At 44.1% G+C, this 13812-nt stretch carries 4 protein-coding genes; 2 read left to right on the forward strand and 2 right to left on the reverse strand.

What is annotated here, in order from left to right; all coding sequences use genetic code 11:
* Positions 1–12: 12 nt before the first annotated feature.
* Together EHS15_RS15660 and EHS15_RS15665 are read right to left on the reverse strand one after the other, a co-directional pair.
* Positions 13–1404, reverse strand: a complete 1392-nt coding sequence (locus tag EHS15_RS15660; protein WP_135761537.1) for a TolC family protein — start codon at positions 1402–1404, stop codon at positions 13–15.
* Positions 1405–1421: 17 nt separating this feature from the next.
* Positions 1422–2069, reverse strand: coding sequence for a hypothetical protein (locus tag EHS15_RS15665; protein WP_135761538.1), 648 nt, complete (start codon positions 2067–2069; stop codon positions 1422–1424).
* Between the two features lie 93 nt (positions 2070–2162).
* Here EHS15_RS15665 and EHS15_RS15670 point away from each other — a divergent pair, with 93 nt between their 5' ends.
* Together EHS15_RS15670 and EHS15_RS15675 are read left to right on the forward strand one after the other, a co-directional pair.
* Positions 2163–2576 carry a hypothetical protein gene (locus tag EHS15_RS15670; RefSeq protein ID WP_135761539.1) on the forward strand — a complete coding sequence of 138 codons (414 nt, stop codon included), beginning with the start codon at positions 2163–2165 and terminating at the stop codon, positions 2574–2576.
* A gap of 162 nt (positions 2577–2738) precedes the next feature.
* A partial coding sequence (locus tag EHS15_RS15675) for a coiled-coil domain-containing protein (RefSeq protein WP_167884248.1) occupies positions 2739–13812 on the forward strand: 11074 nt, incomplete at its 3' end.

The raw sequence follows: 13812 nt of genomic DNA on the forward strand, positions 1-13812 counted from the left end.
TAGCAAACCCGATTAAGAAGATTTAAGATTGATGATACGTAAAGAGTCGAGAGAAGCACCGACAGCGAGTTCGAGCTGGGAGACGGAAAGTAGGAACTGCACACGTGCGTTGATTTTAGCTTTTTGAGCTTCAAGATAGAAGATTTCGGTTTCTGCGAGATCGACTCTCCTTGTTTCTCCGATATCGACTTGTCGTTGTTTGATTTTGAGTCTTTTTTCGAAGGAATCGGCATTTTCATCAGCAAGTATAAGGGCCTGCCAGCTAACATTATAGTTTTGTAAAGCTTTATGTACTTCGATCCTAATGATATCGTCAAGCTGTTTTCTAGTAATTTTCGCCTGTTCTGCAGCGATGGCAGATTGAGCAATCTTCCTCTTGTATTGTAAGTTGTCATAAATGCCGATTGTGGTGGAAGAAGTAAGAGCTCTATTTGTATCCTCCGCCCTGGAAATATAATTGGAAGAATCCTGAATGGAATTAGGTCCAATCGCCATACTCATTTTAAAGTTAAATCCATATTCACGTTGCCTAGGTTCATACCTGTCGCCGGAGGAAGCAAGATAACTTCCAATGGAAAGAGTAGGTATATAATACGCTTTGGCGATCTCAAATTCGGAAGCGGATTGTAACTCGGCAGCTTTTGTTCTGTCAAACTCTACCCTGGACCTAAAGGCAAGATCAATAAGATCTTGTTCCGGGATGACTTTAAAGGAGAAATCATAGCCGTCTTCAATCCTGTCTTTGAGAGCGAGTTGAGTGGCACTTGGTAGTCTCATTAAGATCTTAAACTCTTCGATGCCTGTATTGAGAGCGATTTCTGTTTTTTTTAGCTGTAGCTGAATCTCATTGAGCCTATTGGAGATCTGTAAGACTTGGACTTCCGTAGTTTCGCCTAATGAAAGTTCGCGGTTAGCAAATTTGAGCTGTTCTTTTTGACGTTCAATGGATCTTGCTTGTAGTTCTGTCTGAGCCAAATTACTGAGTATGCCGTAGTAGGCATTTCTGACTTTGAATCTAAGATCATTGATGGAAAGCAGGAGATCATATTTAGAGAGGTCCAGATCATACATGGCGGCTTGCAGAGCTAATTTTCTTCTTCCGCCGTCATAGATGACTTGGTCTAGATTGAGGGAGACTCTTTGTGATCTGCTATCCGCTTCATTCTCAATGACATTGGAGTTCCTAAACCAAGTGACAGAGGCAGTCGGAAAATAGTTTCTCCAATTTTCCGTAACGATGAGACCTTTAATTTTCTGCTGGCTGTTGAGTAGCCTTAGTTCGGGTGAATTTTCTATAGAGATGTCTTCTGCGTTTTTGAGATCCAGAAACAGCTTCTCAGAAGACTGGGTTTGTAGAGAAACCGAGTAGAGTAAGATGAAAGAAAATATAATAAAGGGTCTCATATGAGAGTAGTTAATTGTTATTTAGAGAGAAAGGGTTTCCATGTACTTTTTGGTGCAGAGGAGTAGGCTAGAGCGAGTTTTTCTGCAAGGAGGTTTGCATACATTTGATTGACTTCGAAATCGGCAGAGGAGTAAAAGGAGCTGAGGATGGTTTCTCCGATGAGGGAGGCGTCATTATTATAGATACGTAAAATGATACCGGTGGAGAAGTCTTGGTCTAACACGTTTCCTAGATCTTTTTCGTAGATATAACCGTCGATAAAGATGTTCGCATTTGTTTTTGCGATGATTTCCTTAACAATGTCTTTGGGTGATTCTAGGGGAGTGTCTTTTTGAAAGACAGAGGGTTCTGTTTTTTTAGCTTTGTCAAAGGATTCCTCGTCGGCGATTTCCACTTGGAATCCTTGGTAGAGAAGTGAGAATCTGAGATTTTCTGTGAAATTATCTTTTGTGGCTGAGAGAAAAGTGGAGGGTTTAGTTGTTATCTTTCTAAGTACTATTTTTTGTTGTTTGGAATATTTTCCGTTGCTGAAATCGGAGAAAGCGACATCGGTGCGATTGGATCTGTATATTTTTCTGACGGTGGAGCATTGAGTGGTCAAGGAAATTAGAATAAGCGTTGTTAGTAAATTAAGATAAGATGTTGTTGTGTAAAGAGAGGGCATGTTATTTAAAGAAGAACCTTTTGTTAGTTATATCGGAAGGGAGGGTGTTTTTGTTGGAGAAAAAAATTTTTTCTGACGACATTAGTTAATGTTATGTTCTCGTGGAAAAAGTTAAATGTGTTTATTTTGGTATATATTTGTGCAAATTGCACATTGAAAGATAAGGGAGGGGATGGCCGTGAATACGTCCAGGCACTGGTGTCTGAGATGGCAATGTCTACACGTTCGAGCAGTAGAGCAGGCGGGGATGGGGTAAACTACTATAGATTAGGCGGAAATATAGCAGGGTTAAGCGGCATTATTTACTTGCAAAATAATGCTGCGGAGCAGGCGCCGTTTAATATTAGTGGAAGATTTACGTTTCCGCAAAGTTATCCGGATGGTGGGAATTATGCGATTTCTGTATCCGTGCATCCGTCTGGTCAAGAATGCAGTGTGAGCAATGGATTTGGGCGGATTGTGAGCAAGGATATCTCGGATGTGATAGTGAATTGTGTGACAAAATAGATTATGTCACATGAAAAAAATCGAATATTCGCACTTAGTTTAATTTTTGTTAAAATAATGAGAAGAGAGGTAAATAAATTTAGAAAACGAATAGACTTTTATGAGTAAATAATTAGTTTTTGTAGCGATTCCCTTTGCGCAAGTTAAACGGAAGCAAAAAACATGAAAAAAACTTATCTCCGCCAGATCCGCCGCCTGAAAAAGCAACTTCCTAGTTTTTTAAAATCCGTAATATTGATTGTTCTAATATTCGAAATGTCTTTTGGAGCATTGGTGGTAGATGTTCTGGGTCAGGAGAATCGTTTCCGGGATTTGTGGAGAAAGGGGACGGACGGGCGAATGGAACGTCAGTTCGAGCAGGCAAGCCAAGCGACGACGGAAGCCGAATTTGAAAAAGCGGTGGGTCGCGGACTAGGGATACTCCGTAGTGATTGGGAAACAAGGGCAGAACAAGAGTTAGAGAAAGAATTAAGAAATTTCGGTGCAACGGGAGATGCTGCGAACCAGGAGAGAAATAAGTTAATCGAGGAGAAGGCATTAGCTTATAGCGAGTGGGAATCGGAAGTTCAAGAGGAGATCGACCAGAGGAAGGGATTTTGGAAGGCGCATATCCAGAGTGCTAGTTTGGATCGGGTATGGGATTTGGTGGACCGTGCAGGACTTATATTGGGAATCCAGCAGGCGGATTTAGCATCAAAGCAAGGTTCGACGGCGACAGATCGTGTTCAGATTTGGGATACGACTGTGGGATCGGTTCGTGCGGGATTGCAGGCGAACTGGGAAGCGGCGTTAGATAGTTTTATTTTGGAGGCTAGGGGCGGGGTTGGATTCCGTTCTGGCGAGGAACAGGCTGCTTTTGAATTTGAGTTAAGTAGAATAAGAGAATATTATATATCTGAATATGAGTATGAAGAGTCGTCGTTGTTATCGGCAAAGAGGATGTATTTTGTGTCTTCTGAGAACCGTAACGAGGAGATGGCGAGCCGAATTGCGCAGGAGACGAATCCGTCGGAACTTGCGCGCCTTCTTGTAGAGAGAACAAAACAACAATTGGCACAGAACGGAGGGGTTTTTGTTTCTAATGAGAACTCTATACCGACCCAGGTAGCATTGAATTTCCAAAATGGAGATGAGGATTACCAGAAGCAGGTATTGACAGCGCTCGAGAAGGGTCAGGAAGTTTGGCAGAAAGCGATAGATGAGATGATATTGGGTAAGCTCCAGTATGACAGGGATGTAGAGATGCAGTGGCGTTCGGGGGAATCGGACTGGACGAGTGCCTATACGGAGCTAGTGAAAGCGAGAGAAGAGTGGTTAACCACCGTTAAAAAGCAGATCCAGGAAGGATTGTCTAAGTGGGAAGCGAGTGAATCGACCATGGTGGCAAACAAGACTAAGGCGATTGAGGAGCTGGATCGGACCTTAGAGACGAATCGTACCAAGTGGGAATCTCATGTAAGAGGGATTACGGATGTTTTGATCGTGGGGGCGGACACTCTTGCCACGATTGCATCTAATAAGGAATGGTATCGTGAAGCACTTGGGAGGGCAAGTGCACCGAACAGTGGGTATTCACAAGAGGTAATCACTGAATATAGTAACCAATACACCTATTGGCTGGGACTGGAAAGTCGATATAGAAATTTAGTAGCGGCATCTCAAAGTCAAATTCATGACCAAGACATAAGAGGGACGGGAGTAGGGCAGGGATTGTTGTACAATGCCGGAGGTAGCGATCCTTATGTGTTAACGGTACAGGAGTTCGAGTTAAAGTTAGCTAGAGAAGAACTCAAAGTATTGGAAGAGAAACGAGATAGAGCGAAGGCAGTTTATGATTATGCGGTGGGGAATGTCGCACAGAAGACAACCGAGCAGATCACGGCAGAGCTTGATGCGATACGAGTGAACTTCAAGAATAAGGAAGCGGCGTATTTGAGCCTTCTTGCAGAGTTAAACGGAGGCGGTAGCAGTGTATTCGGAACTCCCGGTTTGGATGGGAACTCTAGTATAGAGACGGAGGATGTGTCAGGGGATCCTGATACTATTCTTGCGAGATTAGAAGCAGCAAGTCAGGTATTGGAAACGAAACGCCAGGCGATGGAGCTTGCAAAGGCAGCGATGGGGGAAGCGATGCTCGGGTATGAGAGTGCTCTTAAGATCCAGGTATTGATCCAAAACCCAGGGATGTTAGGTGAGATCGGGGACTTAACAACGGATTCGAGCAAAATTAAAGGGAACAGCGGTCTTAGGGGAGAGATTCTCCAAGCGCAAGCGGAAATAGATGCACAGAGAGAGGTTTTGCGTCAACAAGAGAAGAAGATGTATGAGCTTCAGTATGAAAGAGAGAATGCGTTCCGCTCTCAGAGATTTTATGGAGAGATGAACTTACGAGTTCTTGAGTTCGAGAGACTGAAAGAAAATCGTTTAGCACTTACATCCGTTTTGAATGGGGATGGAAGTCTGGAAGAGAAGATCGATAGTTTGCTGAGTGGAGATACTTTGGTTCAGTTGTATGGGAATCAGGTGTCTGCGGAGGTAAGAAAGAATTTAGAGTCATGGAAGAGCAGTTTATCCGGTTTGGATACGTCGGTTGTGACTTCTATAGGATCGCATGACAGTAGCATCGCTGCATTGCTGGATCGTGCGAACGGATTGAATCTTGCGAGTTTGGATGCGGCTTCCGCATCTATCGGTCAGTATACAAGTCAGTATGGGAACATATTGAACGGATTGTATTCGGACAGTAGATTGGATGCCGGTTATTTGAATGCGGAAGCTGTTTTACCAGCATACGAGCATTTGACATACTTATCCGATAACAGAAGCGATGTTTTGGCTTATGGAAAGGAAGGGATTTCTTTGGTGAAAGAGATTCTTCTTGAGTATAAGACATATGCGGATGCGAACACGGGGAATCGTGGTAGTTTGGAGTATGCATCGAAGATCGCCGAACTAGAGAAGAATTTGGGATATGCCGTCAGTTTAGTGGATGTATATAACAAATATCTGTCGGAAGTGGATCAGACAGTTAGGTATTTGAATGCGAATGTGTTGGATGCTTTGTCTAAGACGGATGTGCTTGTGGATGCTACACTTACAGGAACGGAGAGACAAGCTGCTAAGACTAGATTTGCGAGTCTTAGAACAAGTGAGACGAGTGCGACACAGAATTTATTTGTATCTTTGGGGGGAACCGGTTCGATTCTTTCTTCTTTATCGGAGGGATTGGCAAGTTACGGACAGGCAAGTTTGGGATTTAGAAATGCGCTTGAGGGGAGAAATTCCACAACCAAACAAGTATCTGACGGACTTATGTCTTTGTTCGACGGATTCGAGTTGGAATACAGAAATAAGGAAATCCAACTTAAGTTTTTATTGGATGAGAACGGAAATGAATCAAAGTTAGCTGATATTCAGAAAGCTGCGGAATTGAGCCAAAAGGTTGCCGGAGCGGAAGTGAATGCGAAAGCTTTGGAGTTTCTTCTTAGTTATGTAAAGGATCTTAGAGAAGGGGAGAGGGGAGTCGAATCGATTTATCTTCGTATTTTGAAGGATTCTGAGGTAGTGAACCGAGATTCCAAAACGGATGCTGCTTCTATTTTGAATCGCAGAGCGATGGCGACACTTCTTGATTATTTCCGACAAGGTAAAAGTGCTTTGGGGAGTTATTTGGAAGGAGAGAACTACTCGGATTTTATTACCGAGTTGGAAAGACAGAAGGCATATAGTGAAGAAGTATTAAATTATTATGAATCAGGGATAGAGTTTACTGCAGCGGAGAGGGAAGACATTCGTTGGAACGGAAGTCCGGAGGCAAAGAAACTTTTATCGGAAAGTTACGGATATGGAAGCACATTCTTTTTCCAGGGATCGTTGTCGCAGATAGGTAGAGAGGTAGAAATTTCGCGTAGGGTTGGAGTTTTTGCGGATCAAGTGAAATCGGGAGAGGTATTAAGTGTCCTGAAAGAAGAATACTTCCGCAATCAAGAGAATAAGGCGACAGGGCTTTTGAAGGAACTTCATACGGCAGTATCCGGATTGGATGCAATTACCGCATCGAAATTATATAATGATTCGTTTGTGATTGGTTCTGCGGGAGACCGCGACTTGGGTGAAGAGGCAAGGCTAAGCAATATTCTAGCCGGTTATTTATCCGGAGCGACGACAGCTACGGAGAAACTGAATGCGATTTTGGATTATGGTAAGTTAATCGAAGTGTTCGGTGAGACGGAAGGGGTAAGGATCTATAACGAGATTTATACGAAGATGGGAGCTATGGATGGTTCGGTAGAGAGATTGTATTTATCTTCTCAGAGACTGGAGCCTGGTTTTGCTTCTGTAGAAGCTGCGTATCCTAGTTATGCGTCCTTTTTCTCGGGGACAAACAGATATTCCTATGCTGTGGAAATCCAAAAGATAAACAAATATTTGGCGATTTCCGAATATGAGGATCTTACGCAACCGATTTATGATACGAGCGAGGATCCTCCTGTGCTTACCGGATATGAAAAACTTTTTAGCGGGGTGGATGCATCTGCGCTATTGAGTTCTAAGGAATCCTTGAGCGACCTTTTGAACGAATGGGATACAATGGAATCTGAATTAGGTGATGCATTCACAGCATACCAAGAAGCATTGTCGAATTGGAGAAGTGCAACTCCCGGAACGGAGGAGTATGCGGATTTGGCAGCGACTGTCTCCAATAAGTTGAGGGATTTGTCCGAGAAACAAGCGGCATCAACAGACTATCTAAGAGAGTTATCTTTACAGTTAGATGAGGCAAGTGACCAGGCAAAAGTATTTATAGCAGAGTTCAAAGGGGCACTAGGCGTTTCCCAAAATCAGATTTTGGTTACCGATTCCAGCTTAACACAAATACGAGGGAGTTTACCAGGCCTTGCAAACGTATTTGATGATCCGGCACAAAGGGATAAGTTTTATTATTATCCTATAGATGGGGCGGGGGCGTTTAACCCCGAACACATGGAAATGGTTGCCGAATTAGAATACACTTATGTTTTACAAAAAACGACAGCTTTGAGTATGAACGATTCTCTTACGGGTTTGAGCGTATTTGGAGAAGCGATGATGTTCGGGAGTACGATGTCGAATGAGTATTCGGATTTATATGCGAATCGAAGTGTTGCGACGGATGCAGCGAATGCATTTGTGGATTCGTTAGAAGATAGGATCGTTGTATATGCATCCCAAAGTTCGATGAACCAGATCAGTCAGTCCGATTTGGTGCAGTATACCAGAAACATCAAAGAATTTTTGACTGTAAAGATGCAGAACGGGGAAGAGATCAATGCTTCTTTATGGGAAGCATTGGGGAATGTAGAAGCGTATACGAATGAAATTGCAGGATTGCAATACTACCAGTCTTTATCTGCGTCTGAGAAGGCAGATAAGAATACGTTAAAGACCGAATATGAAACAGTGAAAACGGCAAGGGAAGCGTTAGATTCCGCAGGTCAGTTGTTTGCCGAATTAAAGAGAACGATAGATGGTTTGGAAGCGAACGGACTTCCATTGGATCAGTCTTTGGGAGAGATCGGAGCTGCAATCGGTAAATACGAAGCATTGAAGGAAAAATTTACCGCAGGCGGTTACACTGCGGATCCTCGAATCGAGGAGGGTTTCTCTGCGCTCAAAGCATTTGCATGGCAGAACCATAAGGATCAGTTAGCCAAAGCGTATGTGAATACGGTTGCAAACAACGGAACGATAGAAAAGTTTTTAGCGGATATAAGAAGCGGCAAATTCGTGTTACCTGGACCGAGCGGGAACATAGAAAAGAATGCGAATTTTTTAGGAGCTGCGCTGACGGAAACAGAGGTAGCGGAACTTCAAACATTACTTACAGGATACGACTTCCAAGTCAGAATCCTCCAGTCACAAAACCTGTCCCAGGTAGATACATTACTCTCCAAATACGATTCTAGTTTACATGCAACCGTTAAGGAAGAGGCGCTCAGAGAGAGCTATAACCGCATCCAACAATCGATTGCCAATGGAGTGGTTCCGAATCCTAGTTTATATCCGGCAGAGTTAAAAAATTATATATTAGCGTCTTCGTTTGAGGCGTATGCAAAAAGCAATTTGAGTGTGGATGTACCGACTCTTACGAGCAATTATTATTTACAGATGAATTTGGGGGATAGCGACCGTTCGATGCTTGGGAACTATATAGCGAACCGAGACTCGAAAAACCCTTCTACTTATTTACCTGATTCCTTGAAGGAATATCATTTATTAGATACTTATTATGCGAATTGGACAGGGGATATGGATCCCGAAGACAGTGCGGATCTTGCAAGTTGGCTGAATACGAAAGGTTATGATGCGAGTTTAATGGGTTCTTTGCAGCAAGCGGCAAGAATGGATTTGTTGGTACGTTCTTATTCGGGAGAGGATATGAACGAGTATATCACTTCCGCAAACAATCGTTTGTCTTCACCGGTAACGGATCAAGAGAAGGAAGCGATTTTACTCAGCAGGGTAGGTTTGTACAATCCGACTCGACCTGGTGGAACAGATCCTTATTTCCAAATTCAGGCAGGAACTTACTTAAGATCATTTACTTACCAAACAGGGTTCGCTTCGTTTGCGGATGCATTGGGAGAGGAAACAAGCAAACTTGCTGTGGCGGGTCTTCGAGCTGTGGCTGAGGAGAAAGAGAAGAAGTTTGCTTGGGACGTGTCGAATAAGGTGATTAAGATCGAGTCTTATTTGAGTTATACCAAAATCGCACCTGCAGGTCAAGCGGCACCGAGTGAGGATACTCAAGTTACGAACCGATTGAGAGAATTGGAGTATCAGGCGGAACATAGGCTGGGCAATTTTCTTTCCATTATAGAGGAATACAATAGTTATAGTTACGATCCGAGTAAGGAAGCACAGAACCCTTCTTTACGTGTATTGCTAGGAGAAATGAGGAACGCAGGTTATACGGTAAGAGATGAGGTATATTCCAAAAATGCAAGCCTTGAGTATGAATTTCTCGGCGGTTTTGATAACGCTAAAGCGGTTACGGATAATTATGTAAAGAACAACCTTCCCGGCAGATTTGCATTGGAAGATCCGTATGAGAAGACAAGCCAAGCGAAAGGTTCGATGAGTTCCAGCGCTTCCAGCATCCTCCTTGCGGGGGAAGAGATCGGAGTCATTTATAATATAAAGAATACGTATGGCAATGGTAGTTACCATACGGCTCTTCAGGCATATAAGGATCAGTACAATACAAGATTAACAGAGTTTGATGCGGCTCACGCTGCTTTCCAAGCGGAACAGACAAATATTGCGGGAATCCAGGCGGAGTATTCTGCAAAGCAAGAGCAGGTGAGTATTGCTTATGATCTTCTGCAGCAGGCTTCGAAAGAAATGAGTCTGCTTTCCTCCGTTTATGATTTTGTAACGATTAAAGATTATTCGAACCATCAGTCTCTTTCCGGAGAGTCGCTTGCTTCTCTTACGACGCCTATTGAGTTGATTCGCAAGAGATATGAAGATGCTCAGAAAGAAGTGACAGCGAAACTACAAGAGATCACCGCCTTACAGAAAAAAGCGGACGATCGAATGAAGCTCAGCGAACTTCAGGCGGATACTGCCGTAGCGGCAAACAAAGCACAGACGCAGGAATGGGCGGAACGTGCAATGCGTTACAGTGAGGCGGAAACTCGCATTAAAAACGAGATGCAGAGTTTGCAAGAACAGATTCTTGCAGCTAGAAGCGCATTGAGCGGTACAATGGGAAGACTCGTCGGCAGTGTGAATACCTCTGTATTGGAAGGAAGATTGGATTTCCAATCCGGCTGGTATACGGAGCAAGAACAGAAGTTAAGGTCTTATTATAATATCGCTAACGGTATATTGGATAATAAAATAGGTGCTTGGGATTTTATTCATTCTACGAGAGGGGGAGTTGATCCGAATCACCCGGGAGGAGAGCTTGTCACTTTCTCGGGAGGTCTTACGAAGAGATATCCTGATTTGGATATCGGGGGTTTTGTAAGAAGGTATATGGGCGGCACTTCTATGGGTGACGTGACGAGCGCCCAGAAGGCATTTGATGGAGTTTGGATTTTTAACCTGAATGCGGGAGGGGAATCCGCTCATATTCGTAGAGTTACAAATTCTTATGCCGAGTTTGCAGGAGCGATGGAGTATCGATTAGCAGAGGTGATGGGTACTGGAGCCCTCATCATCGGTCTTATGTCTTGGTTCAACCCGATGGTAGGACTGGAAGCGATGAATCGAATCAATACCTGGAATAGCGAAAAGGCAAAATTAGATAATCTAGTTAACACTGCAAAATCTCAAACGCAAACGTTAAAGAGCTTACAAGAGAGACTGAACCGTTATACGGATATATCTACGGAAGAGCAGCTGCGTGATATGCTTCTAGGAGCTAATGGTTATGTGGCAACAGGACTCAACGCATCCGATGTGAATTTGTTAGTTGGTAGCGGGGGACAGCTTGCCAACGGTACTTTGAAATGGACAGGCGGTAAAGATGCTTTGTCTATCGATAAACTTGCAGGTAAAGATGGAGACCCTTTGATCCAAAAGAGGGCGATTAAGGATTCATTCGGGCTATACATTCGATCGGGAGCGGCTCCTGTGGGGGCGCCGTCCACATACTCTAATCAAGGTTACTCTTCCGACGGAAGACTTGTAAACTTAATGACATCTGCGGATGAGTTTGTGGGATCCCTTGCCTCTCTTGCGAAGTCACAGTATGAAGTGGAAAGAGATGAGTATTATGCAGCACAGGAAGCTGCCATTGTTCGTGGAGTGAAAGCGGACAAAAAAGATATATTAGATGATAGAGATGCGTTTTTCTCTTCTTTGTTAAATACTGTAACATTGGGAAATACGGGGCAAAGAATCGAATACGATATGTATAAGGTTCTTGTGAATGATTATTACGGAGCAGGGAACGTAGTAGATCAGATTTATGCGATCAATGAATCTCAACAGAGAGACCTTCAGTTAAAGGTATGGGAAGGTAAGGAGAAAGATTTCCAAGCCAAGAAGTCTGAGTGGCTTGCGAATGTGGAATATCTTCAGAATACGGGTACGGCTCGCTTCAACGATATGATGACTGCCTTCAACCAATCTTGGGAAGCATGGAGAAGGGACTTCAAGAAAGAAACGGCTGACGGTCAAGCGGCGCATATGGCAAGGATAGAGGCCGCCTTAAAAGAAAAGACAGAGTGGGAAGTTAATTTACTCAACCAAGCAAGAAACGGCAACGGGATGAGTGTGGATGAGATCTATAGTGAGATCCAGAGAACACTTGCCAGCTTAGGGAATGTTCCTACATCCATTTCCGTTCAGAACAATGCGAACAAAATACTTAATAATATATTGGCAAGCAAACCTCAAGTATTGGACAACAGACTGCTTGAGCAAGGGTTGTATGCGGATGTTCAGTTCTTTGTAGATGAACTCAGCAAAGCGACTTATGACGATACGAACATCAAGAAGATGGCGGCTCTCACTTCCGAGATGGAAGATAGAAGCAAGCAGATGGCAGTGCTTCAGACGTTGGATTCATTGTGGTCGTTGCCGCTTACATTTGAAGATACGATCAAGGAACAGAATAAGGCGTTAGACGAACAGTTATCCAGTCAGCTCATACAAGACAACTTCCTAAAGGTAGGATCTGTGTATATGAGATCTGCTGTGGATAAGATGGGGAATCCTACTTACCAGATCTTACCTGCGTATGCGGGTTATGATTACAAGAAACCGGATAAGTTACCAACGGTGAAGGATTCTAGTGGTAAGGAGTGGGATCTAACGAACTTCTCTGCGCTTCAGGGTAAATACGGACCTACGAGCGTGGAACTTTCCACGATGGTACGATTGGCACGGAACCAGTTGGAGTATGACTTCAAGAATACCTTTGATCCTGAGAAGCCGGAGAATCGCGAGATAGGGCTTACGTTACTTGATCCTAAGGCGATGGCGCGTGTGGCGAAGGCGGCACAGCAGGGACTTCAGAGAATATTTTCCGATCCACAGCAAGCCCTAAGTTATTCTCAGGCGGATGATGAGGGCAGAGAGGCGATGATTGAGTCTGCCAAGAACTCAGGTTACTTGGTAGGTCCGACCGTAGGTGGGTCCTTCGGAACGCATCACTTCAACCAGTTCTATCCTATCCTTAAGATGAAGGAGCTCTATAACGAGCAGAAGGCGGAAGGGGAAGCTCTTAAGGGCGATGGATTCGCCAATGCTGTGGGCGGGGTGTTGTCTGTTGCCACTGGTGGATTACTCAATGCGAAGCAGACCGCTAAGTTCATGCATGAGAATGGTGATGTAATTGATACGATCGTGTCTGTTGCTGCCGTCATCGCTGCTCCGTTTACAGGTGGTGCTTCCTTACTGGCACTTGCTGCTTATAAAGGGATCCAAGGCGCTTATAACGGTGGAGTTGCTGGAGCGATTACTGGAGCATTGAGTGGGGTCGCAAACGGATTCACCCAAATGGTGGGTGTGACAGTAGATGCAACCTATTCGTATGCAAATGGTTTTGCGGGAAGCGTGGGTGTTGGCATTGGAGGAGTTGCTACTGTAGGGGTAAGCTATTCTGATCAAGCCGGATTTGGTGCCAGCGCAAGTGTGGAGTTAGGACCGTTGCAAGTAGGAGTAACTTATTCACAACAAGGTGGGTTCGGAGCTGCCGTAGGGTTCAAGAATTCGAATGGATTAGCTGCCGGTCTAGCATGGAGTGAATCTGGAGGCATAGAGGCAAGTGTAGGGATAGCCACTAAGGGAGGGCTCGCTTCTGGAATTAGCTATAACAAGAGTGAAGGGTTTGGAGCTTATATAACACAGAATACATTTAATGATCAAGGTAAGGTGGCAACATCCGGCTCTTTGACATTTACACAGAGAGATGGCATAGGCGTAGAATACACGGATAACCAATTTGCCGGTGGGTCAGGAACTGTGTCCATGACTCAGAAGGGAGGCTTGAACGCATCTTATGCGAGCAGTGATGGGTTAGTATCCGGGAGTGCGGGTTATAACTTCAATGATGGAAGTTATAATGTAACCGGAGGATATGCTGGAAGAAGTCTGACTTATAGCTCTGTAGATGGATTCTCTGGTAACGATGGAGTTACTTCTAACGGCTTTGGGGCTATGGTGGATTGGAAGGCTGGTATTGCTACTTCTCAAGCTTCCAGCAGAGAAGCGATGCAAAAAATCTCTGAGAGCGTTCATC

The sequence above is a fragment of the Leptospira idonii genome, assembly GCF_004770995.1.
Lineage (GTDB): Bacteria > Spirochaetota > Leptospiria > Leptospirales > Leptospiraceae > Leptospira_A > Leptospira_A idonii.

What these genes read in the sequence shown, in the direction of transcription:
- EHS15_RS15670 (WP_135761539.1), top strand. Translation starts at nt 2,163, where the DNA reads ATGTTCTCGTGGAAAAAGTTAAATGTGTTTATTTTGGTATATATTTGT.
- EHS15_RS15660 (WP_135761537.1), bottom strand. Translation starts at nt 1,404, where the DNA reads ATGAGACCCTTTATTATATTTTCTTTCATCTTACTCTACTCGGTTTCT.
- EHS15_RS15665 (WP_135761538.1), bottom strand. Translation starts at nt 2,069, where the DNA reads ATGCCCTCTCTTTACACAACAACATCTTATCTTAATTTACTAACAACG.